23 protein-coding genes and 1 riboswitch are annotated in these 24,557 nt (G+C 68.5%); of the genes, 12 read left to right on the forward strand and 11 right to left on the reverse strand.

Annotated elements, in window-relative coordinates; translation table 11 throughout:
• Positions 1 to 4 precede the first annotated feature (4 nt).
• The gene (locus tag AC1DBD_RS00200) at positions 5 to 1,528 is read left to right on the forward strand and encodes a UDP-N-acetylglucosamine 1-carboxyvinyltransferase (RefSeq protein WP_441416581.1); all 1,524 of its coding nucleotides are present in this window, start codon (positions 5 to 7) and stop codon (positions 1,526 to 1,528) included.
• 61 nt (positions 1,529 to 1,589) lie between these two features.
• The gene (locus AC1DBD_RS00205; protein WP_476981149.1) at positions 1,590 to 2,798 is read left to right on the forward strand and encodes a glutamate--cysteine ligase 2; all 1,209 of its coding nucleotides are present in this window, start codon (positions 1,590 to 1,592) and stop codon (positions 2,796 to 2,798) included.
• On the opposite strand, the gene AC1DBD_RS00210 is transcribed toward AC1DBD_RS00205, so the two are convergent.
• The 4 genes from AC1DBD_RS00210 to AC1DBD_RS00225 form a co-directional block, all read right to left on the reverse strand.
• Positions 2,795 to 4,003 carry an O-succinylhomoserine sulfhydrylase gene (locus AC1DBD_RS00210; protein WP_476891892.1) on the reverse strand — a complete coding sequence of 403 codons (1,209 nt, stop codon included), beginning with the start codon at positions 4,001 to 4,003 and terminating at the stop codon, positions 2,795 to 2,797. The genes AC1DBD_RS00205 and AC1DBD_RS00210 overlap by 4 nt on opposite strands.
• Positions 4,000 to 4,446, reverse strand: a complete 447-nt coding sequence (locus AC1DBD_RS00215; protein ID WP_476891893.1) for a rhodanese-like domain-containing protein — start codon at positions 4,444 to 4,446, stop codon at positions 4,000 to 4,002. Before AC1DBD_RS00215 ends, AC1DBD_RS00210 begins: the two co-directional genes overlap by 4 nt.
• Positions 4,443 to 4,760, reverse strand: a complete 318-nt coding sequence (locus AC1DBD_RS00220; protein ID WP_476981150.1) for a DUF1737 domain-containing protein — start codon at positions 4,758 to 4,760, stop codon at positions 4,443 to 4,445. The genes AC1DBD_RS00215 and AC1DBD_RS00220 overlap by 4 nt, the downstream gene beginning before the upstream one ends.
• A gap of 14 nt (positions 4,761 to 4,774) precedes the next feature.
• Positions 4,775 to 4,889: riboswitch (SAM riboswitch) on the reverse strand.
• A gap of 121 nt (positions 4,890 to 5,010) precedes the next feature.
• The gene (locus AC1DBD_RS00225) at positions 5,011 to 5,988 is read right to left on the reverse strand and encodes an aminodeoxychorismate lyase (protein ID WP_476891894.1); all 978 of its coding nucleotides are present in this window, start codon (positions 5,986 to 5,988) and stop codon (positions 5,011 to 5,013) included.
• Positions 5,989 to 6,081: 93 nt separating this feature from the next.
• Here AC1DBD_RS00225 and cls point away from each other — a divergent pair, with 93 nt between their 5' ends.
• The gene (gene cls, locus AC1DBD_RS00230; protein ID WP_441416587.1) at positions 6,082 to 7,557 is read left to right on the forward strand and encodes a cardiolipin synthase; all 1,476 of its coding nucleotides are present in this window, start codon (positions 6,082 to 6,084) and stop codon (positions 7,555 to 7,557) included.
• Between the two features lie 21 nt (positions 7,558 to 7,578).
• Here cls and pabB read toward each other — a convergent pair whose 3' ends face one another.
• Both pabB and AC1DBD_RS00240 read right to left on the reverse strand, forming a co-directional pair.
• A complete protein-coding gene (pabB, locus tag AC1DBD_RS00235; protein WP_476981151.1) occupies positions 7,579 to 9,666 on the reverse strand; it encodes an aminodeoxychorismate synthase component I in 2,088 nt (695 codons plus the stop codon).
• Positions 9,663 to 10,250, reverse strand: coding sequence for a low molecular weight protein-tyrosine-phosphatase (locus AC1DBD_RS00240; protein WP_476981152.1), 588 nt, complete (start codon positions 10,248 to 10,250; stop codon positions 9,663 to 9,665). The genes pabB and AC1DBD_RS00240 overlap by 4 nt, the downstream gene beginning before the upstream one ends.
• 191 nt (positions 10,251 to 10,441) lie before the next feature.
• Here AC1DBD_RS00240 and AC1DBD_RS00245 point away from each other — a divergent pair, with 191 nt between their 5' ends.
• Positions 10,442 to 11,470 (forward strand): S1C family serine protease, encoded by a 1,029-nt coding sequence (locus tag AC1DBD_RS00245; protein ID WP_441416590.1) that lies wholly within the window; start codon positions 10,442 to 10,444, stop codon positions 11,468 to 11,470.
• 60 nt (positions 11,471 to 11,530) lie between these two features.
• Here AC1DBD_RS00245 and AC1DBD_RS00250 read toward each other — a convergent pair whose 3' ends face one another.
• Positions 11,531 to 12,004 carry a MarR family winged helix-turn-helix transcriptional regulator gene (locus tag AC1DBD_RS00250; protein WP_476981153.1) on the reverse strand — a complete coding sequence of 158 codons (474 nt, stop codon included), beginning with the start codon at positions 12,002 to 12,004 and terminating at the stop codon, positions 11,531 to 11,533.
• Positions 12,005 to 12,127: 123 nt separating this feature from the next.
• On the opposite strand from AC1DBD_RS00250, the gene AC1DBD_RS00255 reads away from it, so the two are divergent.
• From AC1DBD_RS00255 to AC1DBD_RS00280, 6 genes are all read left to right on the forward strand, one after another.
• Positions 12,128 to 13,081 carry an SDR family NAD(P)-dependent oxidoreductase gene (locus AC1DBD_RS00255; protein WP_441416592.1) on the forward strand — a complete coding sequence of 318 codons (954 nt, stop codon included), beginning with the start codon at positions 12,128 to 12,130 and terminating at the stop codon, positions 13,079 to 13,081.
• Positions 13,078 to 13,971 (forward strand): amidohydrolase family protein, encoded by an 894-nt coding sequence (locus tag AC1DBD_RS00260; protein ID WP_476925527.1) that lies wholly within the window; start codon positions 13,078 to 13,080, stop codon positions 13,969 to 13,971. The genes AC1DBD_RS00255 and AC1DBD_RS00260 overlap by 4 nt, the downstream gene beginning before the upstream one ends.
• A 1-nt stretch (position 13,972) precedes the next feature.
• Complete coding sequence (locus tag AC1DBD_RS00265) at positions 13,973 to 15,193, forward strand: acyl-CoA dehydrogenase family protein (protein ID WP_476891901.1); 1,221 nt, start codon at positions 13,973 to 13,975, stop codon at positions 15,191 to 15,193.
• A 79-nt stretch (positions 15,194 to 15,272) separates the two neighbouring features.
• The gene (locus AC1DBD_RS00270; RefSeq protein ID WP_441416595.1) at positions 15,273 to 15,728 is read left to right on the forward strand and encodes a MaoC family dehydratase; all 456 of its coding nucleotides are present in this window, start codon (positions 15,273 to 15,275) and stop codon (positions 15,726 to 15,728) included.
• 41 nt (positions 15,729 to 15,769) lie between these two features.
• Positions 15,770 to 17,113 carry an MFS transporter gene (locus AC1DBD_RS00275; protein ID WP_476925526.1) on the forward strand — a complete coding sequence of 448 codons (1,344 nt, stop codon included), beginning with the start codon at positions 15,770 to 15,772 and terminating at the stop codon, positions 17,111 to 17,113.
• Positions 17,114 to 17,155: 42 nt separating this feature from the next.
• The gene (locus AC1DBD_RS00280; protein ID WP_476981154.1) at positions 17,156 to 18,748 is read left to right on the forward strand and encodes an acyl-CoA synthetase; all 1,593 of its coding nucleotides are present in this window, start codon (positions 17,156 to 17,158) and stop codon (positions 18,746 to 18,748) included.
• Between the two features lie 19 nt (positions 18,749 to 18,767).
• Here AC1DBD_RS00280 and AC1DBD_RS00285 read toward each other — a convergent pair whose 3' ends face one another.
• The 4 genes from AC1DBD_RS00285 to AC1DBD_RS00300 form a co-directional block, all read right to left on the reverse strand.
• Positions 18,768 to 19,391: a LysE family transporter gene (locus AC1DBD_RS00285; protein WP_441416598.1), complete on the reverse strand. Its 624-nt coding sequence runs from the start codon at positions 19,389 to 19,391 to the stop codon at positions 18,768 to 18,770.
• 60 nt (positions 19,392 to 19,451) lie between these two features.
• Positions 19,452 to 20,003 carry a dihydrofolate reductase family protein gene (locus tag AC1DBD_RS00290; protein WP_476981155.1) on the reverse strand — a complete coding sequence of 184 codons (552 nt, stop codon included), beginning with the start codon at positions 20,001 to 20,003 and terminating at the stop codon, positions 19,452 to 19,454.
• Between the two features lie 86 nt (positions 20,004 to 20,089).
• On the reverse strand, positions 20,090 to 20,905 hold the full coding sequence (locus AC1DBD_RS00295) for a methyltransferase domain-containing protein (RefSeq protein ID WP_476891906.1): 816 nt from the start codon (positions 20,903 to 20,905) through the stop codon (positions 20,090 to 20,092).
• 63 nt (positions 20,906 to 20,968) lie between these two features.
• Complete coding sequence (locus AC1DBD_RS00300; RefSeq protein ID WP_476981156.1) at positions 20,969 to 21,472, reverse strand: MarR family winged helix-turn-helix transcriptional regulator; 504 nt, start codon at positions 21,470 to 21,472, stop codon at positions 20,969 to 20,971.
• A 176-nt stretch (positions 21,473 to 21,648) separates the two neighbouring features.
• Here AC1DBD_RS00300 and AC1DBD_RS00305 point away from each other — a divergent pair, with 176 nt between their 5' ends.
• Both AC1DBD_RS00305 and AC1DBD_RS00310 read left to right on the forward strand, forming a co-directional pair.
• Positions 21,649 to 23,874 (forward strand): MMPL family transporter, encoded by a 2,226-nt coding sequence (locus AC1DBD_RS00305; protein ID WP_476891908.1) that lies wholly within the window; start codon positions 21,649 to 21,651, stop codon positions 23,872 to 23,874.
• 207 nt (positions 23,875 to 24,081) lie between these two features.
• Positions 24,082 to 24,534 (forward strand): hypothetical protein, encoded by a 453-nt coding sequence (locus tag AC1DBD_RS00310; RefSeq protein WP_476981157.1) that lies wholly within the window; start codon positions 24,082 to 24,084, stop codon positions 24,532 to 24,534.
• The last annotated feature ends 23 nt before the right edge of the window (positions 24,535 to 24,557 follow it).

Below are 24,557 nucleotides of genomic sequence, written 5' to 3' on the forward strand. Positions count from 1 at the left end.
GCATATGACTCAACAGACTGCTGAATATGTCGGCGCCGTACTCCGGGACGCCCGCGGCGAGAAGGGCTGGACCCAGGGACAGCTCGCGGCCGAGCTGGGAACCAGCCAGAGCGCCATCGCCCGGATGGAGCAGGGCAAGCAGAACCTGAGCCTGAAAATGATTGAGCGGCTCGAATCCATTTTCGGCCGCGCCATCGTCAAGGTCGGCCGGCCGCAGATGACCCACCTGCGGGTGGAGGGCGGCCGCACGCTCTCCGGCGCCGTGGACGTCAACAGCAGCAAGAACGCCGGCGTCGCGCTGCTGTGCGCGAGTCTCATCAACCGCGGCACCACCGTCCTGCGGCGGCTGGCCCGGATCGAAGAGGTCAACCGGATCGTGGAGGTCCTGACCAGCATCGGCGTCGAGTGCACCTGGCTCGACGCGAACGACCTGCAGATCCGCCGACCGGCCGTGCTGGACCTCGACTCGATGGACGTCGAGGCCGCCCGCCGCACCCGCAGCGTCATCATGCTCCTCGGCCCGTTGCTCGATGAGTCCAGCGAATACCGGCTGCCCTACGCCGGTGGCTGCGACCTTGGCACCCGCACCGTGGAGCCGCACATGCAGGCCCTGCGCCAGTTCGGCCTCAGCGTCGAGGCGAAGTCCGGCTTCTACAGCGTGCAGGCACCGCCCGCAGACGGCCACGACCGTTCCTTCGTCCTGAGCGAGCGCGGCGACACCGTGACCGAAAACGCCATCATGGCCGCCGCCCACCGCCGCGGCACCACCATCATTCGCAACGCCAGCCCAAACTACATGGTCCAGGACCTCTGCTTCTACCTGCAGATGCTGGGCGTGGAGATCGACGGCGTGGGAACCACGACGCTGAAGATCGTCGGCCGCCCGTCGATCGACGCCGACATCGAGTATTTCCCGTCCGAGGACCCGATCGAGGCGATGAGCCTGATCACCGCCGGCATCGTGACCAACTCCGAAGTCACGATCCGCCGCGTCCCGATCGAGTTCATGGAGATCGAACTGGCGACCCTCGAGCAGATGGGCCAGCGGCTGGAGGTATCCGCGGAGTATCTTGCCCGCAACGGCCGCACCCGGCTGGTGGACGTCACCACCAAACCCTCCGAGCTGCGGGCGCCAACGGACAAGATCCACCCGATGCCGTTCCCCGGCCTGAACATCGACAACCTGCCGTTCTTCGCCGTCATCGCCGCCAACGCCCACGGCCAGACGATGATCCATGACTGGGTCTACGAGAACCGGGCCATCTACCTGACCGAGCTGAACAAGCTGGGCGCCCAGGTCCAGCTGCTGGATCCGCACCGGATCTACGTCAACGGGCCCACCAAGTGGCGGGCCGCGGAAGTCGGCTGCCCGCCGGCCCTGCGCCCGGCTGCCTGCCTGCTGCTGGCCATGCTCGCCGCGCGGGGCGTGTCAGAGCTGCGCAACATTTACGTGATCGAACGCGGCTACGAGGACCTGGCCGAGCGGCTTAACACCATCGGCGCCAAGATCGAGTATTTCCAGGACTGAATCGTCTGAGCGGCGATTTTGGGGTAGCGCGCCGGGGCGGGTGCTGACGCACAATGGTTGCATGCGCACCTTTGGCGTAGAGGAGGAACTGCTGATCGTGGATCCCGTTACCGGGGTCCCGCTGGCACTGGCCGACGCACTGTTGCGCGGACTGAAACCCGCCACCGCGGCAGCGGCCGCGGCGTCTGCCGCGGATCCGAACCACGATGACTCGGGCTTCAGTTTCGAGCTCAAGCTGGAGCAGATCGAGACCCAGACCGTGCCCTGCCTTGACCACGGCGCGCTGCTCCAGCAAATCAGGCAGTCCCGGGCTTTCGCGGGCCGCGTAGCCCGGATGCACGGAGCCCGGGTGGCAGCGCTGGCCACATCGCCGCTGGCAGCTGCCACCCACACGACGCCCAACCCGCGGTACGCCACCATGCAGAAGCGCTTCGGCCTTACGGTGCAGGAGCAGCTGACGTGCGGCTTCCACGTCCATACCTTCATCGAGTCCCCCGAGGAGGGCGTCGCCGTCCTCGACCGGATCCGGGACAAACTGGCGGTGCTGATCGCGCTCAGCGCCAACTCACCCTTTTGGAACGGGACGGAGACCGGCTTCGAAAGCTACCGCACCCAGGCCTGGAACCGCTGGCCGGCGGCGGGGCCCTCCATGATCTTCGGGAGCCTTCCGGTCTACCGGCGGGTGGTCACGAGGCTGCTGGAAAGCGGGGTGCTGTTCGACGAAGGGATGATCTACTTCGATGCCCGGCTGGCCCGCCACCACCCCACTGTGGAGGTCCGGGTCGCGGATGTCTGCCTGCGGGCGGAGGACGCGGCGCTGATCGCGGTGCTGGTGCGCGCCCTCGTGGAGTCCGCCAGCCGGGAGTGGCGCGACGGCGTGGATCCGGCCCCGGTGCCGACGGTCCTGCTAAAAATGGCCGCGTGGCAGGCCAGCAACTGCGGGCTGCGCGGCGAGCTGCTGGACTTCGGCAGCTTCCGTCCCGCTCCCGCCGGCGAGGTGGCGCACGCCCTGGTCGACTTCGTGGCCCCCGTCCTGGCGGAGCAAGGGGAGCTGGACCTGGTGCGCCGCGGCGTGGACCGCGTCCTGGCGCACGGCACGGGCTCGCAGTTGCAGCGCCAGGCGCTCTGCGCTCCGGGGCTGGACACCCCCTCCGACGACGCCGGCCTGGCCGCCGTCGTCGCCCATGCCGTGCGGGTCACGATGCACGGTGCGGACGCCGAGGGAATGTCAGAACCGGCCCCCGTGCTTTCGCGGGTGCGCCGGGGCTAGACCTGCTTGAGCGCCTGCCCGAGGTCGCGGATCAGGTCCTCGACGTCTTCCAGCCCCACCGAGAGCCGCACGACGCCGTCGCTCAGCCCGATAGCCGCGCGCCCCTCCGGGCCCATGGCGCGGTGCGTGGTGGTGGCCGGATGCGTGATCAGGGACTTTGAATCACCGAGGTTGTTGGAAATATCGATGATCCGCAACGCGTCCAGCAGCGCGAACGCGGCTTCCTTGGCGGAGCGGCCGGGCGAGGGCGAAAGCTCCAGCGTCAACACCGTGCCGCCGGCTTTCATCTGCCTGGCGGCCAGCTCGTACTGCGGGTGGGACGGCAGCAGCGGGTACTTAACCCAGCTGACCGCGGGCTGGGCCTCCAGCCATTCGGCCAGCCGAAGCGCCGAGGCGGACGAGTGGTTCACCCGCAGGGCCATCGTCTCCAGTCCCTTGCTCAGCACCCAGGCGTTGAAGGCGGACAATGCCGGGCCGGTGTGGCGCATGAGCTGCTTGACCGGGCCCTCGATGAATTCCCGGGTGCCCAGGATCGCGCCGCCGAGCACCCGGCCCTGGCCATCGATGTGCTTGGTGCCGGAGTACACGACCACGTCCGCGCCCAGCTCCCCGCACCGCTGCAGCAGGGGAGTGGCGAAGACGTTGTCCACCACCACGGTCGCACCGGCGGCGTGCGCCAGTTCGCTCACGGCGGCGATGTCCACAATTTCCTGCATGGGGTTCGAGGGAGATTCGAAGAACACGGCCGTCGTCGGCACGGCCAGCGCCGACCGCCACTGCTCGAGGTCCGGGCCGTCCACGAAGACTGTCTCCACGCCCCAGCGCGGCAGGATCTCATTGAGGATGACGAAGCAGGATCCGAAGAGCGAGCGGGCGGCGACCACGCGGTCGCCGGCCCCTAGCAATGCCCCGAGAGCGGTGAACACCGCAGACATGCCCGACGCCGTCGCAAAGCACGCCTCGGTTCCCTCCAACAGCCGGAGGCGTTCCTGGAAGGTGGCCACCGAGGGGTTGCCGTAGCGGGAATAGACAAACCGTTCGTCCTCGCCGGTGAAGGCGCGCTCAGCCGCGGCGGCGGATTCGTAGACGAAGCCCGAGTTCAGGAAGATCGGTTCGGTGGTTTCCTGGAACCCGGTGCGGTCGAGTCCGCCGCGGACGGCCTGGGTGTCCGGGCTCCAGCCCTGGGCATCGGGATTGAAGCTCACTTAGTGCTTTCCAGGTTGGTCGGCAGGCCGTGGTTCTTCCAGCCGTTCACGGTCCGGGCGCCGGTCGGGCCCGGTTCGCCTTCGAAGCCCTCGAGGACGTTGTAGGCGGTGAAGCCGGCCGCCGTGGCGGCGTTCGCGGCGGCGACCGAGCGGGCGCCGGAACGGCACAGGAAGATGAGCTCGGCCGCCGTGGCGCCAGGCGCGTGCTGCCGCAGTTGCCGCTGGAGTTGCCGCTGCAGTTGCTCCAGGAAGTGCGGGTTGGGGGCTCCGCCGGCCAGGGTCCACTGGACGAACAGCGGATCCTGCCGGTCTTCGGTGCCGGCCCCGGTGACCGGGACGCCGATCTGCGACCATTCCGCCTCGGTGCGGACGTCCACCAGGATGGCGCCCGCCCCGACCTTGGCCCAGGCTTCCTGCGGGCTCAGGTCTCCGGCGTAACTCATGCGTGGCCCTCGCCGGTGAACTCGGCGCCGTCGAGCTCATCCACCGCGTTGGCGACGGCGGCGTCGGCGCTCGCGATCGCGGCCGGCAGCACGACGGCCTGGGCCACGATCACGGTGCTGCCGTTGAAGGTGGCGGAGGGGCTGCCGTGCAGGACGTAGCACTCGGCCAGGGCGGCCGAAACGCGCTCGCAGAAGCTGCGGTCATCGGGCCCGGTGAACAGCCGGTACGCCAGTCTTTCCTCGGCGGGTCCGGGTGCGGCGGGGGATTGGGCTGGGGCTGTGGCGGGCACAGCGGGTGCGGATGCGTCGGGCACGACGGATCTCCTTACTTTCACGCTTGCAGCTCGAATGGTCGATATGCCGAGTATTCACCTGAGGCACCCCGCCGCGAAAGGGAGGGTTGCCGACCGGCCAGTCAGGGCTTGGCGCCGGGTCTCATTACTCCCCAAAAACGTAGCACTTACGACGCCGGCGGCACCGGCGGCGTCGTCATGTTAAGTCACGCGGACGCTGGCATGGCACCTTTCCGGGGGCGGAGCAGCATCACCCGGGACCGGCCGGATCCTACTCGATCGTGGCGAACAGTTCGTTGAGCTCGGCCGTGAGCTGCCGCCGCAGTTCGGGGGTGCCGATCTCCTTGCCGTCGATGTGGTTCACCGGGGCGAGGAGCCGGATGCTTGAGATGAGCCAGACGGCGTCGGCGTCGTACAGATCGGCAGGTACCAGCGGGCCGTAGCCGAGCTCCCACCCGGCGGCCTTGGCCGCGGTGAACAGGGCGCCCTGCGAGGTGCCCGGGAGGATTCCGCTGTCCAGCTGCGGGGTGATCAGCCGGCGCACGGTGCGGACGCCGCCCGCGCCGTCGTCGCTGGTCTCCAGGTGCGCCAGCAGCACGGTCGACGTCGGGCCCTCCAGGACCCGGCCGTCGGCGGAGGTGAAGATGACGTCGTCCGCGCCCTGGTGGTGGGCGTACCGGAGCGCCGCCATGTTGACCGCGTAGGACAGGGTCTTGGCGCCCAGCAGCAGCCACGGGGCGCGTTCGCCCACCTCGCTGTCGTAGCCGCGGTCCAGCAGGATGACGTCGATGCCGGTCTCGCGCTGCCGGCGGCCGGCTTCCGGCGGCGGCGAGGCCTGCACCCAGCACGTCGGCGTGGCCGCGCCCTCCACGCCGCGGCTGGCGAGCAGCTTCACCACGACCTCGTCCGCTCCGCCGGCCCCGTCGCCGGCGGCTCCGACCGCCGTGGCGGCCCGGCCGCGGTATTCGCTGACCGCGGTCTCGATCGCGCGCCGCCAGGCGTCCTCCGCCGGGATGTCCAACTCCAGCGCGCGCGCCGAGCCGGCCAGCCGGGTCAGGTGGGCCTGCAGCTTGCGCGGGCGTCCCCCCACCACCAGCAGCGACTCGAAAACGCCGTCGCCGCGGGTGGCACCCTGGTCGGTGGCCATCAGCTGCGGCTTGGACGAGTCGGCGACGCGGCCCTTCTCAAACGCGGGATCGAGGAACACCAGCACTGTCGCGCGGGCCGGAACAGAGGCGGGGGTAGTCATGCCTTCAGCTTAGTGCGGCCCGGGTCGGGATAAGCTGTGCGGGTTGCCCGTTCCGGAACTGTTCCGCGGGTCTGGAGCTTGAGGGGTTTGCCTGTGCTGTGGCCATTTTCGCTGGCGGGGTCACTTCCGTCCTGGGTGATCCTGATCCTGACCGTCATCGACCTCGGTATCCGGGTCGTTGCCCTCGGCATCATCCCGGGCAACCGCCGCCCCACCACGGCCATGGCTTGGCTCCTGATCATCTTTTTCGTTCCGGCCGTGGGCGTGGTCCTCTTCCTGCTCTTCGGCAACTTCCGGCTCTCCCGCAAGCGCCGGGCGCAGCAGGACGCGGTGAACACCCGGGTGCGGGCCGGCACGTCGGAACTGGCCATGGTGGAAAGCAAGTACGAGGGCCCGGAATGGGTGTCCTCCGCAGCGGAGCTGAACAAGACGCTCGGTTCCCTGCCCATGGTGGACGGCAACCACGTGGAGCTCCTGCCCGGCTACCCGGATTCGATCAAGGCGATGGCGGCGGCCGTGCGCGAAGCCGAGTCCTTTATCAACGCCGAGTTCTACATCCTCAGCTCGGACCACATCACGGATGACCTGCTGACGGCGATGGAAGAGGCCGCCGAGCGCGGCGTCGAAGTCCGCCTCCTGTTCGACCACTTGGGCACCCTGCGGATCAAGGGGTACAGCAAGCTCATCGCCCGGCTCAAGGCCAGCAAGATCCGCTGGCGGCCCATGCTGCCGCTGCGGCCCGTGCACGGCCAGTGGCGCCGCCCGGACCTGCGCAACCACCGCAAGATCATGGTGATCGACGGCGAGGTCGCCTTCACCGGGTCGCAGAACCTGATCGAACCGTCCTACAACAACCCGCGGCACCGCAAGATCGGCCGGGAATGGGTCGAGCTGATGGCCTGCCTGCGCGGGCCGATCGTCACCACCCTCAACGTGGTCTTCGCCACCGACTGGCTCAGTGAGACCGACGAATCCCTGGAGCACCAGCTCGCCCACCGGCCCGAACTGCACGCCGGCAACATCACCGCCCAGGTGGTGCCCAGCGGTCCCGGCTTCATCACCGAAAACAACCTGCGCCTGTTCAACACGCTGATCTACTCGGCGCAGCGCACGATCTCCATTTGCAGCCCGTACTTCGTCCCGGACGACTCGCTGCTCTACGCGGTGACGACGGCGGCGCAGCGCGGCGTCGACGTCGAACTCTTCGTCTCGGAAAAGGGCGACCAGTTCCTGGTCCACCACGCCCAGCAGTCCTACTACGAGGCGCTGCTGGAGGCCGGGGTGCGGATTTACCTCTACAAGGCCCCGTTCGTGCTGCACGCCAAGCACTTCACGATCGACAACGAGGTTGCCGTGCTGGGTTCGAGCAACATGGACATGCGCTCCTTCTCGCTGAACCTCGAGGTCTCGGTGATGCTCCTGGGCGAGGACATCGTGCAGCGGATCAGCGCCGTCGAGGACACGTACCGCGGCATATCGCGGGAGTTGACGCTCGAGGACTGGATGAAGCGGCCCATGGGGGTCAAATACGTGGACAACGTCGCCCGGCTCACGTCGACCCTGCAGTAGCCAGGCCGGCTCACGCGTGGACTAGCCCGCCGGGAACTCCGCGCCGAGCGCCGAGAGCACGCCGAAGGCCTTGGTCCGGATCTCCTCGTACTCCTCCTGGGGTGAGGAATCCGCGGTGATAGCGCCGCCGACGCCGAGGCTGAGTGTGGTTCCCCGGTCCGCGCCCGCAGCCACCACCAGGGTCCGGATCGCCACCGCGAGGTCGGTGGCCCCGCTGAGCGAGAAGTAGCCGATCGCCCCGGAATAGACGCCCCGCGGTGCCGCCTCAAGCCGGTCCAGGATGGCCATGGTGCTGACCTTGGGGGCACCGGTCATGGAGCCGGCCGGGAAGCAGGCCGCCACGGCCTCGGCCCGCGGCATGCCCGGCCGGAGACGCGCATCGATGGTGCTGACCATCTGGTGGACGGTGGCGTAGCTTTCGATCGCGCACAGCCTGCTGACCGATACGGAACCGGGCACCGCGAAGTGGCTCAGGTCGTTGCGGAGCAGGTCCACGATCATGATGTTCTCGGCCCGGTCCTTGGGTGAAGTTTCCAGCTCGCGGCGCAGCAACTCGTCGCGGGCGGCGTCGGAAGCCCGGCGCCGGGTGCCCTTGATCGGCTCGGCGCGCATCGCGCCGTCGGCGGCGATCCGCAGGAAGCGCTCCGGGGAGGTGCTGGCGACGGTGAGGCCGGCCAGGCGCAGGTAGCTCGCGAACGGTGCCGGGTTGCGACGGCGCAGCGCCAGGTATGCCTGCCACGGATCGAGCTCCCCGGCGGCCGCGGTGGCCGTCAGCGCCGTCGTCAGGCAGACCTCGTAGCTGTTGCCCTCGGTAATTTCGTGCTGTGCCGCGGCGATCTTGGCCTTGTACGCGGCTTCGGTGTCCCGGGCGCTGAACTCCGCGGCCGGGGTGTTCCCGGCGGCGCCGCCGGGCGTGCCGCCGGGAGGCTCCAGGTCCGTGGCCGCCGCCGCGATGGCCGCGCGTGCCGCGGCCAACCAATCGCCGGCGTCCGGGGCGTCGAGGGCGAGCAGCCACACCGTGCGTTCCCGGTGGTCCAGCACCACGGCGCGGCCGGCGAAGATCAGGCTGGCATCCGGGGTGTCGGCTTCGACGTCGCTGCCGCCCGTCTCACGCTTGAGTTCATAACCGAGGTAGCCGAGCCAGCCGAGGGTGAACTCGCACGGGTAGCCCTCCGGAGCGCGCAGGGCCCGGCGCCCCCAGACCCCGTCGAGCCAGCGGAAGAACCCTCCCTCGGTCTGCACGGTGGCGTTGCCGACACGCACCCGGGTCCGGCCGGAGCGGTGCCGGACCGACTGGCCGTAGCTGCCCCCGTCGTCCGCCAGGATGCTGAAGCGGCTGCGTTCGGCGGCCTCCCGGGCCCAGGCCCGGCCGTCCGGGCCGTCCTCGCCGTCCCGGCCGTCCGGGGGCAGGGAGGAGTCGAGCCAGACCGCATTCGGCGAACGGCCGTAGAGCGTTTCGAAGAGCCGGGCGGGGTCCGGCGCGGCATCGATCCGCTCGGCGGTCAGCTGGAGTCCGCGGCGGGCCGACAGCTCGGGAAGCAGCACCGGGGCCAGGGCTGGGAGGTACTGGAGGGCCTGCAGCACCTCGCTCGGCGCAGCACCGTCGGCGCGGTTGAGCACCCGCACGTCGGCGCGGGAGGGCACATCGTCGGCGGCCAGCCATTCGTCTTCCTGCCCGGCCCATTGCTCCCAGTAGGGTTCATAGCTCGCGCCGTCGCGGCCAAGGGCCCGGGTGCGGCGCTCCTGCTCGGGGGAATCGGCCCAGACGACGGCGTCGAGGAACGGCATGGCGGCCGCGGCGGCAGCGCCCACACCCTCGACCAGGACGATTTCGGCCGGCTGGGTGAGGCGGGTCGCGCCGTCGTAGTGCTGTTCCCAGTCCCAGCTGACCCAACGGGCCGGTTCGCCGCGGCGCAGCGGGGCAAGCACGGTGGCGGCATAGCGTTCGATGCCGGCGGCCAGGCCGTTCCAGCCCGGGTAGATGTCCTCCAAGTGGAAGAGCGAGACCTTATGGTGCTCCCGGAGCCGGGCCGCGAGTTCGATCGCGAGGGTGGTCTTTCCTGCGCCGGAGCGCCCGTCGATGGCGATGATGACGGGTGCGCGGCTCATGAACTAGAGCGTACCCGGTGCCCCGCGTCGTCCCGGTGCGGCTGGTCTTCTTGCTGCTTCGGCTGCCCTGCCCGGGCCTGCAGCTGGGCGGCGCGGACGTGCTTGAGGATGCCGGGGACGGCGGCGTGGATCAGCTCCCAGGTGTTGTCGAAGTCGGTGTGCCCGCCAAACCAGGGGTCTTCGATGCCTTGATCCAGCGGATCCCTGTCGGCGACCGCGGGGTCGAAGCTGCGCAACATTCGGATCTTCGCCAGCGAGGCCTGATCCGGCGCGGCCTGGCGCAGCCAGCCGTAATGGTCCACATCAAGGGCCAGGATCAGCTCGCGCGAGTGGAACCACTCGCTGCGCCACTCGCGCGCGACATGCAGCTCGGAAGGGATGTTGTGGGCTGCCAGTTTGCGGGCGGCCCGGGGATCGATCGGGCGGCCCGCCTCGTAGGAGGTGATGCCGGCAGAATCGACGTCGACGCCGGTAAGCCCGGCAGCGGCCGCGGCCTCCGCCAGCATCAGTTCGGCCATCGGGGACCGGCAGATGTTTCCGGTGCAGACCGTGATGATCCGGTACTGGCTCAACATTGAGGTCATGACTAAGCATGGCGGATGCCGAGGCCTCTTGGCTAGCCGGAACCCGAGCAATATTACAAGTCCTGTCATACGGCTTTCCGTTCGCGTCAAGTGTGCCGGGCCGCCGCTGTTGGCGGGGCCGCCGCCCTTGGCGGTCCCGGCGGGCCTTAATGCTCTGGACCGCCGTCGGTGCCGCTCCCAGACTGTGTCCCATGACGGATCAGGATTCCCCGGTCCAAACGCCTGGGTTCGGAGCCGCGGACGGGGACGCGCCGTACGGGGCTGCGCCGGAGGCCGCCTCGGACGGGAGGGACGGGTCGGACGGGACGGGCGGTACGGCCGGGCCAGCCAGGCCTGCGCCATCTGCAGAGGCGGCCGCCGCGCGGACAGGGACAAAAGCATCCGGCGGCCGGGCCAACCGGTTCTCGCTGGGCCTGTTGCAGTTGCTGGGCATCCTCCTGGTCGCCGCGCTCGCCGGAGCCGGTTCGGCCCTGCTTGTTGCCCGCGCCAGTGGCTGGGGAGCCGAAACCGTGGTCAAGCAGTACGTCACCGGCGGCGGGGTGTCCGACCATCCCGCCGATATCAAGGCACTGCTCGCGGCCGCCCTGCCCGCGGTGGTCGCCGTGAAGGCCACCACCACGCAGTCCAACCCGTTCCTGGATCAAGGCGGCCGGGCGACGGCCGAGGGGACGGGGATAGTAATCGGCAGCTCGGGGGAAATCCTGACCAACGCCCATGTGGTCAGGGGCGTGGCCGGCGGAGCCTCAGGCGTGACCGTGACCTTCCACGACTCGAGCACGCGCGCCGCCCGCATCGTTGCCGCGGACAGCGATCACGACCTGGCGCTGTTGAGGGTTGAGGGCGTGAAGAACCTGCCGGTGCTGGAGCTGGGTGACTCGGGGTCTGCGGCGCCCGGGGACGCCGTCGTTGCCATCGGCTACGCCTTGGGGTTGGACGGGGGACCCAGCGTCACCACCGGCATCATCTCGGCCACCGGGCGGACCACCGCGGCCGAGGCCGGCTTCGGCAGGAAGTCCCGGCTGGTGAATCTGCTGCAGACGGATGCGTCGATCAGCTCGGGCGACTCCGGCGGCCCCTTGCTTGACGCCGGGGGCCGCGTGGTCGGCATCAACACCATGGTGGCCACGTCGACCTCGCGGACCGCTGCGAACGGGATCAGCTTCGCGATCGCGGCGGACACGGTCAGGGCGCTGCTGCCGGGCCTTCGCGCGGGCGGCTGATCCCGCCCGCGGGTACCGGGGCGGCTCGCCCCTGCGGGCGGGTGGGGCGCGGACTCAGAGTTATTCGTTCCAGAGCGCCTTCCGGAGCAGGCCCTTCAGCTCGACGACCTCGGCGTGGCTGAGACCGGCGAGGGCCTCGAATTCGGCCGCCCGTGCGGCTGCCTCGGCCTGCCGGAAGACGGCGGATCCCTCCGCCGTGGCGGAAACAATTTTGGCCCGGCGGTCCTGTCTTCCGGGTGCGCGGAGCACCAGGCCGCGCTTCTCGAGTTCATCTATGAGGGCCACGATCTGGCTGGGATCGAGGCTCAGGAATTCCGCCATTTCGCGCTGCGTGGGCTCCAGTCCGCTGTTGGCCAGGGCCAGTACCGAGTAGGAGCGTTCCTTGAGTCCGAATTCGGCCAGTGCCCGGTTGTTGAGGATCGAGCCGGCGGCGTGCAGCTTGGCCAGCAGGAAACCGGCATCCAGGCTGATCGACGCCGCCACGAGCTTGTCCGCGGCCCGGGTGCCCGGCGCTTCGTCTACTTCGGTCGTCATGGCCACTCCAATAGTCCAGAAAATAAATCATTGACATTCTCAATTATCCATACTTTCATGGATGCAGAACAGCATCCCATGCCGAGCGGCAGGATGCACACGGCAGCTAGCAAAGGAGCAGCGATGAGCCTGGCAGGAAAAGTAGCAATCGTCACGGGAAGCGGCCGCGGCCTGGGCCTGGCCTACGCCCGGGAGCTGGCCCGGCAGGGCGCCGCCGTCGTGATCAACGATGTGGATGAAGGTGTCGCGGCCGACGCGGTCCGGACCATTGAGTCCGACGGCGGACGGGCGGCCGCCGTCGTCGCGCCGGTGGGCAGCTCCGAGGTCGCCAGGCAGCTGGTGCAGGCCGCCGTTACTGAGTTTGGCCGGCTGGACATCCTGGTCACGAACGCGGGAATCCTGCGGGACAAGTCACTGCTGAAGATGACCGATGACGATTTTGACGCCGTCATCAACGTCCACCTGCGCGGCACCTTCACCTGTGCCCGGGAAGCGTTCGGCTACTTCAAGGAGAACGGGATCCCCGGCCGGATCATCACCATCGGCTCTCCCACCGGCCAGCGCGGCAACTTCGGCCAGACCAACTATGCCGCCGCCAAGGCCGGAATCGTGGGCATGGTCCGCACCTGGGCGCTGGAGATGAAGAAGGCGGGCGTCACCGCCAACGCCGTCATCCCGGTGGCCGCCACGGCGATGACCAAGACCGTGCCGTACTTCCAGAAGGCCGTCGAGGCGGACGAACGCGGCGAGGCCATGCCGGCCTTCTTCCGCCACGACCTCGGCTTCGGCACCGCCGACGACGTCGCCGGGCTGGTAGCCTTCCTGGCCTCCGACGCTGCCTCCGGAATCAGCGGCCAGGCAATCGGCGCAGGCGGCGACAGGTTGCAGCTCTGGACGCATCCCGAGGCGGCGGCCACCGAGTACCGCGAGGGCGGCTGGGGCTACCAGGACCTTGTCGAGAACTTCGGCGCGCTCTTCGGCGACAAACTGCAGAGCGTGGGGGAGGAGTTCCTGCCGCTGCCGGAGGACCTGCAGCCGGAACCGGCAGCGGCACCTGCGAAGGTCGGCCAGCCATGACCGTCGCACGCTACGAACTCGGCGTCGACGCCGCAAAGCTCGCTGCGATCGACATGCACGTCCACCTCGAGGTCGACGGCCACGGCCACGGCTCCCTGCCGGACCAACTCACCGAAGCCTCGGCCAAGTACTTCAAAGCCGAGGACCGGACGCCGTCACTGGACCGGATCGCGGAGATTTACCGTGAGTTGAACATGGCAGCCGTCATCTTCACCGTCGACGCCCGCACCCAGCTCAAGCACGAACCCAACAGCATTCCCGAGCTGATCGCCGGGGCGGCCCGGAACAACGATGTGCTGATTCCGTTCGGCAGCGTTGACCCGCGCACCGGCGCCGAGGCCATCCAGGGCGCCAAGCACCAGGCCGTGGATCTCGGCGCACGCGGCTTCAAGTTCCATCCCAGCCTGCAGGGCTTCGACCCCTCGAACGAGCAGTTTTATCCGCTCTGGGAAGCCCTCCAGGAACTGGGCCTGCCGGCGATCTTCCACACCGGCCAGAACGGCATGGGCGCAGGACTGCCCGGCGGATTCGGCATCAAGCTCGCCTACTCCAACCCGCTCCTGCTCGACGCCGTCGCCGCAGACTTCCCGGAGCTTCAGATCATCATGGCGCACCCCTCGGTGCCGTGGCAGGACGAGGCCAACTCGATCGCCACGCACAAGTCCAACGTGTTCATCGACCTGTCCGGCTGGTCCCCGAAGTACTTCCCCGAGTCGCTGGTCCGGATGGCCAACTCGGTGCTTCAGGACAAAGTGCTGTTCGGCACCGACTTCCCGCTGATCACCCCGCAGAAATGGCTGGGCGCCTTCGCGGACCTGCCGATCAAGGACGAGGTCCGGCCCAAGATCCTCAAGGACAACGCCGTCCGCCTGCTCGGTCTGGAGGCCTGAGGTGAGCGTGGACTCGGAACTCGCCGCGCAGGAGCGGCTCTACGGCGTCTGCGATTTCTACGACGCGGAATCCCTGCTAACCCCCGCCGAACGGCGGGTCCTGGGCCGGCTGCGCGCCTTCCTGGACGAACAGGCCCGGCCGCTGCTCGCCGAGTACTGGGAGCGCGGCGAGTTCCCGGACCAGCTGGCCCGGCCGCTGATCGACCTGGACCTGATGGAGCCCGCGGAACTGACAGGCGCCCCGGGTGCAGGGCAAACACCCGCCCGCGGCATCTACCACGGCTTCCGGATCTTCGAACTCGCCAGAACCGATGCGTCCCTGGCCACGTTCTACACGGCCCAGGCCGGGCTGTTCCGGACCACCATCCGGGTCGGCGCCTCCGCGGAACAGCAGGCCGAGTGGATGCCCAAGGTCCTCGATTTCTCCCTCAAAGGCGTCTTTTCGCTGACCGAACCGGAGTCCGGCTCGGACATCGCCGGCGGGCTCTCCACGAGCGCCCGGCGGGAGGGCGACACCTGGGTCATCAACGGCGCCAAGCGCTGGATCGGGGGAGCAGCCACCGCCGATGTCCTGGCGGTGTTCGCCCGCGACGAGGCGGACGCACAGGTCAAAGCGTTCCTCGTGGACCGTGAGGCCGCCGGGGTGACCCTGGAGAAAATCCACGGCAAGACATCCCTGCGGATGATGCAGAATGCGCACATCACGCTCGAAGAGGTCCGCGTCCCCGAGTCCATGCGCCTGCACAACGTCAACTCCTTCCGGGATGTGGCCGCCATGCTCCGGGCCATGCGCTCGGACGTCGCCTGGATCGCAACCGGCGTGGCCGCCGGCGCGTTCGAGGCAGCTACCCGCTACGTCACGCAGCGGGAGCAGTTCGGCCGGTCCCTGGGGTCTTTCCAGCTCGTCCAGGAGAAGCTCGCCCGGATGCTCGGCAACGTCACCTCGGCCCTGTCCCTCGTGGTCAGGCTGACCGAACAACAAGCCAAAGGCATCTACCGGGACCAGGACTCGGCCCTGGCAAAGATGCAGACTTCCCTGCTGATGCGCGAAACGGTGGCGCTCGCCCGTGAAGTGGTGGGCGGCAACGGCATCACGCTCGAGGCCGACGTCGCCCGGTTCCATGCCGACGCCGAGGCCGTCTATTCCTATGAAGGCACCCACGAAATCAATGCCCTGATCATCGGACGCGCACTCACCGGGCACAGCGCCTTCACCCACTAAGCGTCCACCCTCTTGCCACCAGGCGGTGCCCTCCAGCCGGGTCCGCCGTCGCCCCACCCACCTACACCAGGAGCCAAAGATGCCCAACCTCGTCGTCGACTTCGACAAACTGCTCACCCTCGCCGGCACCGACCTCGGCGTCACCGAATACCGCGAAATCACCCAGGAACAGATCAACAAATTCGCCGACGCCACCGGCGATGACCAGTGGATCCACGTGGATCCGGAGCGCGCCAAGGAGGGGCCCTTCGGCGCCCCGATCGCGCACGGCTTCCTGACGCTCTCGCTCATCATCCCGTTTTGGGGCGAATTGTTCGACGTCGAAGGCGTCACCACCAAGGTGAACTACGGCCTCGACAAGGTCCGCTTCACCTCCCCGGTCAAAGTGGGGTCGCGGATCCGGATGCGCGCCACGATCGCCGAAGTGACCGAGGTCAAGGGCGGCGCCCAGATCAAGGTCTCCAACACCATCGAGATCGAAGGCCAGGAACGGCCCGCCGTCGTCGCCGAATTCCTCGCCCGCTTCTACAAGTAAACCGTTCACCCCCAGTATCCCCACCGCCCCAAGGAACAACGATGTCCCAGATTTCCCAGTTGCAGTCCATGGACGCTGGCACGCGTCGCAGGGAGGCGCGGACCGTCATCGCCTCCAGCTACCTCGGCAGCACCATCGAGTATTACGACTTCCTGCTCTATGCCACGGCTGCCGCCGTGGTCTTCCCCAAGGTCTTCTTTTCCGGCATGGACGATTGGGTGGGCGTCGTAGCCGCCTATGGCACCTTTGCCGCGGGCTACGTCGCGCGTCCCCTGGGCGGCATCATCTTTGGCCACTTCGGCGACAAGCTGGGCCGCAAGGGCATGCTCATCGTCTCGATGCTGGTGATGGGGATTGCCTCCACCCTGATCGGGCTCGTACCGGACGCCTCGGTGGCCGGCCCCTGGGGTGCGGTTCTGCTGGTGATCCTGCGGGTGTTCCAGGGCATCGCCGTCGGCGGCGAATGGGGCGGGGCCGCCCTGATGGCGCTGGAACACTCGGAGTCCGGAAAGCGCGGCTTCGCCGCGTCCTTCGTCAACGCGGGCGCCCCCACCGGCGCCGTGCTTGGCACCCTCGTGATGGGCGCCTTCTCCGCCCTGCCAAACGCACAGTTCCTCGCCTGGGGCTGGCGCGTGCCGTTCCTGCTGTCCTTCGTCCTGCTGGGGGTGGGCATGTTTGTCCGGCTCAAGGTCTCCGAAAGCCCGATCTTCAAGGCTGCCCTCGAGCAGGAAATAGCCGAACAGGCCGAAGAGGGCGCCGGGCGCCGCGAAATCCCGCTGCTCCAGGTCCTGCGGCGGCCCAAGACCCTCATCTTCACCATGCTGGCCGGTGCGGCGGGATTTGCGCTGCAGGTGGTGCTGGCGACCTTCTCCGTGACCTACGCGGTGTCCAAGGGCGCCGACCGGCAGGGCGTGCTCTACGCCTTCGCGGCGGCGTCGTTCGTTTCCATCATCTTCGTGGTCATGGGCGGCCGGCTCTCCGACAAGCTGGGCCGCCGGCCCGTGATGATCGGCGGGCTCCTCCTCTTCATCGCGTACCTCGTCCCGATGTTCCAGCTGCTGTCCTCAAACAACATCGGCCTGATCTTCGTGGCGTTCGCGGTGGGCCTGATGATCCACTCGACGCTGTTCGGCCCGCTCGCGGCCTTTGTCTCCGAACAGTTCGGCACCACCTCCCGTTACACCGGCGCGTCGCTGGGCTACCAGCTCGCCACCCTCCTGGGGGCAGGGTTCACGCCTGGGATTGTGGCGCAGATCTTCAAGGATTCCGGCCAGAACACCTCGTCCGTCGTCTGGTACCTCGCCATCATGTCTGTCGTATCGATCGTCTTCATCCTGCTGACGCGGGAGCCGAAGAACAACGATCTGGAAGCCGTCCGGTCCTAACCGGCCCCGCAGGCATTACCGTCTAACTAGAAAGGATTTGCCGTGGAGAATCTTGGCATCGGCTCGTGGCTGCAACGACGCAGACCAAAGTCGGGCACTAAGACTGCCGTCATCGCCGGAACACGGGAGCTCAGCTACGAGGAGCTTGCCCGGCGGGCCGCCCGCCTCGCCAACGCCTTCCGCGATCGCGGGGTGGTCAAAGGTGACAGGGTGGCCTACCTCGGGGAGAACGATCCGTCCTTCCTGGAAACACTGTTTGCCGCCGGGCTGCTCGGTGCGGTCTTCGTGCCGCTCAACACCCGGCTGGCTCCGCCCGAGATCCAGTTCCAGCTCCGGGACAGCGGCGCCGCGCTTCTGGTCCACGCGGCGGCGCTCGCCGGGCTCGCGGAGCGCGGCTCGGCGGCGACCGAGGTGCGTGCCCGCATCGTCGTCGTCGACTCGCCGTTGCCCGACGGGGCAACGCCCGACGGCGGTACCGAGGGCACAGGGTCCGATTCCAGCAGCGTCGAGGCTTTTGAAGACGTGGTGGCGTCCGGTTCCGAGCTGGCGCCGGATGAGCCCGTGGGCCTCGACGACGGGGCCATGATTCTCTACACCTCGGGAACAACCGGCAACCCCAAGGGGGCGCTGCTGACGCACGGCAACATCACCTGGAACTGCCTCAACGTGCTGGTGGATTTCGATTTCTCCTCCACCGACGTGGCCCTGATGATCTCTCCGATGTTCCACGTGGCCTCGCTGGATATGGGCGTGCTGCCGACGCTCCTGAAGGGCGGCACCGTGGTGCTGGAAGCCAAGTTCGATCCGCGCCGGACGCTGGAACTGATCCAGCAGCACCGCGCCACGACCATCAGCGGGGTTCCCACCACCTACCAGATGCTGTGTGAGCACCCGGACTGGGACGCCACGGACCTCGGCTCGCTGAACAAGCTGACCTGCGGCGGCTCCGCGGTGCCGATGCGCGTCCTGGAGGCCTACGAGCGGCGGGGCCTGCGGTTCTCCAACGGCTACGGCATGACCGAAACGGCCCCGGGTGCCACCACCCTGCCTGCCGCGCGGTCCCGGGACAAGGCCGGGTCATCGGGGCTGCCGCATTTCTTCACGGATGTCCGGGTGGCCGACCCCATTGATCCGGAGGCCGGCCCGGCCGCGCCCGGAACGGTCGGGGAGATCCAGATCAAGGGCCCGAACGTCATCCGGGAGTACTGGAACCGTCCTGAGGCCTCGGCCGATTCCTACACCCCGGATGGCTGGTTCAAGTCCGGTGACATGGGCTACAAGGACCCGGACGGCTTCGTGTTCATCTCCGACCGGCTCAAGGACATGATCATTTCCGGCGGGGAGAACATCTACCCGGCCGAGGTGGAGCAGGCGATCGCCGAGCTCGACGCCGTCGGAAGCGTCGCGGTGATCGGCGTGCCGGACGAGAGGTGGGGTGAGGTGCCGCGGGCCGTGGTGTTGCTGCGCGACGGCGCCCGGCTTACCGAAGAGCAGTTGCGCAGCCACCTGGAAGGCCGGCTGGCCCGGTACAAGATCCCCAAGTCCGTGGTTTTCGTGGCCGAAATGCCCCGGACCGCCAGCGGCAAGATCCGGAAGGCAGATCTGCGGAAACTGACGACGGCGAACGGACAGTAGCGGCCCGGGTCCGCGGCGGCTAGTGGATCAGCGCCAGCAGCACGCCGACGGCCATGAACAGCACGCCGAAGGTCCGGTTGAGGATCCGCTGCCCGCGGGCGTCGTGGGTGAAGCGCTGGAAGCTCGTGGCGGCTGCCGCGAAGAAGAACCACATGACCAGGATGTCGATCACGATCACGGTGGCGGACAGCACGAGGTACTGCGGCAGGAGTGGCTGGTCCGGGCGGATGAACTGCGGCATGAAGGCGAGGAAGAAGACAATCGCCTTAGGGTTGAGCAGGTTGACCCACAGGCCGCGGCGGAACATTGAGAGCGCCGGCTCGTTGCGGAGCGCGGCGGCCTTCTCCTGGTCCAGATCGGGTTTGTGCCGGAACTGCTGGATGCCCAGGTAGACGAGGTAGGCGGCTCCGGCGTAGCGGATGATGTTGAAGGCCAGCGGCGAGCTCGCCACCAGCACCCCGACGCCAAGGGCCACGATCAGGATGTGCACCACCAAGGCGGCCTGCTGGCCAAGGATGCCCCAGATGGAACGCCGGAAGCCGGAGTTCAGGGAGTTGCTCATGGTGTTGATGGCGCCCGCACCCGGCGTGAAGCTGATCAGGACGCCGGCGCCGGCCAGGGCCAGCCAGAGGGAAAGTTGCACGTACCAAGTCTACGGTTCCGGCCCCGGCTGCCCTGCCTGATGACGCGGCCCTGCCCGTCGTCAGCCCTCGCGGAGGCCGTAGCTGAGAATCATGTTGCCCTTGCTGGTCTGCTGGGACGACTGCAGTTCAAGCCGCGTCAGGGGATCGCCGTCGTTGAAGAGCCGCCGGCCGCTGCCCGCGATCACCGGATGGACGATCAGCATCAGGCTGTCCAGCAGGCCGGCGAACAGTAATTGGTGGACCAGCGAGATGCTGCTGAAGATGCCGATGTCGCCGCCCTCGCCCTGTTTCAGGTCCGCGACGAAGTCCTCCAAGGGGCCTTCGATCAGCCGGGAGTTTTGCCATTCCAGGTCACCGGTCAGGGTCCGGGACGCCACAAATTTGGGCAGCGGGTTGATGAACCCTGCGAAATCCGCGTCCGCTTCGGCGTTGGGCCAGTACTGCGCCCATTGCTGGTACCCGACCCGGCCCAGAAGCCCGATGTCGATCCGGCCCATCATCTCGCCCATCCCGGCCCCCAGTTCCTCGTCGAAGCTGTCGAACTGCCACAAGAACGGGTCTTCAACCACTCCGTCCACGGAACTGAACAGGCCGGCCGTCACTTTGCGCATGGTTTCTCCTCGCTGCTGGGTCTTTGAGTGCACCCTAGCGGGAGTTTGGAAAGCAGGGAATGGCTGGCGGGAACCTGCTTTGTGGCTCAGGCCCGGGCGATCACTTCGCCGTTGGGGATCAGGAACCAGCCGTCGTCCGTGGAGCCCCAACGGTGCCAGCCCGCGGAAATCCGGGCCAGGTCCGCTTCGGTGGCGAAACCGTACTCGAGCGCTTGGTCTGCGAAGGCCGAGTGCAGCACGCGCTCGCCCCAGACCCGGGCCTGCCAGCGCCGCTGCTGGCCGGTTGCGTAGAGCCAGTTGCTGCTCGACGGCGCGACGTCGGTGAACCCGGCGGCCTGCGCCCAGGACACGAGCCGCCGTCCGGCGTCGGGCTCGGCGCCGTTCCGTCGGGCGATCCGCTGGTAGAGCTCCATCCACTCGTCCAACTCCGGCACGGCCGGGTACCAGCTCATGCCGTGGAAGTCGGCGTCGCGGACCGCCACGATCCCGCCGGCCTTGGCCACCCGGCGCATTTCCCGCAGGGCGGCCACCGGATCGGTGAGGTGCTGCAGCACCTGGTGCGCGTGCACGACGTCGAACGTCTCGTTCGGGAAGTCCAGCTCGTAGAGGTTGCCGGCGACAAAGCGGACGTTGGCCACGCCGCGCTCCGCGGCCAGGGCGCCCGCGTGGGCGATGATCTCGGGGGAGCGGTCCACTCCGGTGACCTCGCCGGGGGCGACGAGCGCGGCGAAATCGCAGGTGATGCTGCCGGGCCCGCAACCGACGTCGAGCACCGAAACTCCGGGGGTCAAATGCGGGAGGACGAACGCTGCGGAGTTCTCCGCCGTTCGCGAGGCGTGCGCGCGGACCACCGACTCGTGGTGGCCGTGGGTGTAGACATCGTCGGGCTGCTCGGCACTCATAAGGAAACGCTACGCCTCCCGCGGCCGGGGCGGGCCCAACTGACCGGCGCCAGTTGCCGGCGACTACTGCGAGTCAGTCGGGGCCGCGGCGGCTTCCTCGCCGGCGCGGACCGTGGCATCGATCATCGCGTGCAGGAACCGGGTGGCGATTTCCAGCTCGGCCGGGGTGAACTCCTCCAGGGCGGCCCCCATGTGCCGGGCGAGCGGCAGGAACATGGCGCCGCCGTCGCGGTACGCCTTGGGGGTCATCCTGAGCTGGACCTGCCGGCGGTCCGTGCCCTGCCGTTCCCGGACCACGTGCCCGGACTTGTCCAGCCGGTCGATCAGCGCGGTGGTGGCGGGCGAGCTGAGATGGAGCTCCCTACGCAGCACGCCCGGCGTGACCACCTGGTTCTTCGCGGTGTGCTGCATGATCACGGACAACGCGTTGAGGTCGGTGCGGTGCATGTCGTTGCGGGCGCCCGCCGAGTCCGCGTAGCGGTTGGCTTCGAGGCTGAACTCCTGAAGCAGACTGACCAGCGGGGGCGGGCCGGCGGCGTCGGGGATTGCCGGCATCTCTGTTGACATTTCACCCTTCCTGCTCGGCGCCTCGGGAGGCCTGCGCGGTTCGCGCCTTCCGGAGTTTACTCCAGCCCGTAAGCCTTCACGGTCAAAATCTTTCTAGCCTGTCACTTATATCGATCATGGAGATAATCTATGATTTACTAAAGTCTACTCCGCACCGCCACCCCGAGAAGGACACCATGAAACGCAACCGGCAAAACTCCACCCGTGTCCCGTTCTGGCTGCGCTGGCTGGTGCCCGTGGTGCTCGTCGTCGCCTGGCTCGCTATCGCCGGGATCGGCGGCCCCACGTTCGGGCGGCTAAGCGAGGTCTCCTCCAACGACCAGGCGTCGTTCCTTCCCGCGGGCGCCGAGGCCACCGAGGCGCAGGACTGGCAGGCTAAATTCCGGGACTCCAAGGAGATCCCGGCCGTTATTGTGATCGAAAGCGATACCGAGTTCACCCGGGCCCAGCTCGGCGAGGCCGCTGCGCTGAAGGGCAAACTCGAAGCCCTGCAGCTTGGCAGCACCGTGATCGGACCCATCCCGTCGGAGGACGCGAAGGCGGTGCAGTTCGTGGTGCCCATCGCGTCCTCCGATGAAGTGAAGACCGTCATCAAGGAACTTCGGGACGAGGTGAAGTCCTCCGCTCCGGAGGGAATGCAGACCTTTGTGACCGGTCCGGCCGGGCTGACGGCGGACCTGGTCAGTGCTTTCGCCGGCATCGACGGCATCCTGCTGCTCGTGGCACTGGCGGCGGTCTTCCTGATCCTGCTGGTCGTCTACCGCTCGCTCTTGCTGCCGATCGCCGTGCTGTTCACCTCCGTGTTCGCGCTCTGCGCCGCCATCCTGCTGGTCTTCGGCATGGCGAAGCTGGGCTGGATCCAGCTCAACGGGCAGAGCCAGGGCATCCTCTCCATTCTGGTGATCGGCGCCGCCACAGACTACGCACTGCTCTACGTGGCACGCTTCCGGGAAGCCCTGACACACACCGCCAACCGCACGGCCGCGGCGCTCACGGCGTGGAAGGCCGCCTGGGAGCCGATCCTGGCCTCGGGCGCCACGGTCATCATCGCGCTCCTCTGCCTGCTCTTCTCCGACCTCAACTCGAACAAGGCCCTCGGCCCGGTGGCGGCCGCGGGCATCCTGTGCTCGCTCTTCGCGGCACTGACCCTGCTGCCGGCGATGATGGCGCTGCTGGGCCGCGTCGCCTTCTGGCCGTTCCGCCCCAAGCTGCTCCCGGAGACAGAGCGCGAACCCGAACTCGTCACCGGCCTGGAGGGCCAGAAGGGCATCTGGCGCGCCACCGGGTCCCTGGTGTCCCGCCGGCCCCGCACCGTCTGGATCGCCTCCGTACTGCTGCTCCTGGTGGCATCCGCCGGCGTCCTCCAGCTCAAGGCCAACGGGGTACCGCAGACCGACGTCATCCTCGCAGCCTCCAACGCGGTGGACGGCCAGGACGCCCTGGCCCGGCACTTCGACGCCGGCTCCGGCAGCCCCGCCGTGATCGTCGCCGACCAGGCCAAGGCGCAGGAGGTGCTGGACAGGACCAAGACGAGCGACGGCGTCGGGGATGCCTACCTGCTGGCCGAAGGCAACGTGCCGATCATCCCCGGCGCGCAGGGCGCCCCCGGCGCCCCCGCAGCCCCCACCGCCCCGGCGGTCAGGGATGGCAAGGTGCTGATCAACGCCACGCTGAACTACGCCGCGGACTCAAATGAGGCCGAAAATGTCGTGCTAAACCTGCGGCAGGAACTGAAGAAGATCGACGGCGGCGCCCTCGTCGGCGGTGTGACCGCCACGGCCCTGGACACCAACACCACGGCCCAGCGTGACCTCGTCACCATCATCCCGGTGGTCCTCGCGGTCATCCTGGTAATCCTGATGCTGCTGCTGCGCTCCGTGCTGGCGCCGGTCCTGCTGGTCGCCTCGGTGGTGCTCTCCTACGGGGCCGCGATGGGCGTCTCCGCCGTCGTCTTCAACCACATCCTCGGATTCCCGGGGGCCGATGCCACGGTCCCGCTCTTCGGCTTTGTCTTCCTCGTGGCGCTGGGCGTGGACTACAACATCTTCCTGATGAGCCGGGTCCGCGAGGAGTCCCTCAAACACGGCACCCGTCCGGGCATCCTGCGGGGCCTCGGCGTCACCGGCGGCGTGATCACCTCGGCCGGCGTGGTCCTGGCGGCCACCTTCGCGGCGCTGAGCGTCATTCCGATCATGTTCCTGGTGCAGCTGGCCTTCATCGTCGCGTTCGGCGTGCTGCTGGACACCGTCCTGGTCCGGTCCCTGCTGGTCCCTGCCCTGGCCTACGACATTGGCCCGCGGATCTGGTGGCCGAGCAAGCTGGGACGGCCCTCATCCGATGCCGCGGCACGCGAGCTGCCGGCCGCCCCGGAGCCGGAATCCGCCGAGGCGGGGCTCCGCTAGCCGGAACCCGGCGAACCCCCTGCCGCAGCCGCCGTCACCGTCCCTGGCCCCCACCAGGTGCGGTGGCGGCGGCTGCTTCGTTAAGCGGCGCCGGGGGGGCAGGCGGGGTGCCGCACGCTCGGGCGGACCCCTGTTGCCTCCCCGCGGCGCTCGATAGACTGCGACTGCGCCCGCGCGGGCGCCCACGCTTGCAGGAGGGATCCAAACATGTCTGAAAACAGTGAGTTTGATCGAACGGCAGCAGAGAAGCAGCACGGCACCGCCCCGGTTCCGGCTGCCGCCGAAGAACCGGCGACCGAGGGCGACGCCGGCCAGTACGTCGAGGGCGACTACGGCCGGGCGGGCGTTGCGGGGGAGAATCCGGCAGCGGCCCCTGAGGGTGAATATGCAGAAGGGGATTACGGCCGGGCCGGAGTAGCCAGCGGCTCCACCGTCGGCGCCGAAGAGGGGGACTACCCCGAAGGCAACTACGGGGCGGCGGGCGCAACCGGTCCAGACGCCGCCGGCGTCGAGGAGGGCGAATATCCGGAGGGCGACTATGGGGCCGCCGGGGCCGCGGGCGCCCAGCGCACAGGCCGCCGCGCCCAGGATGCCGCCCACGACGAACCGGCAGGGCGGGATGGCACCGTCCGGGACGATGCGGGCCGCGAGGAGCTCTAGTTCCGCTGCCGCACCTGGCGCGG

This window comes from Arthrobacter sp. 10T419, assembly GCF_056394105.1.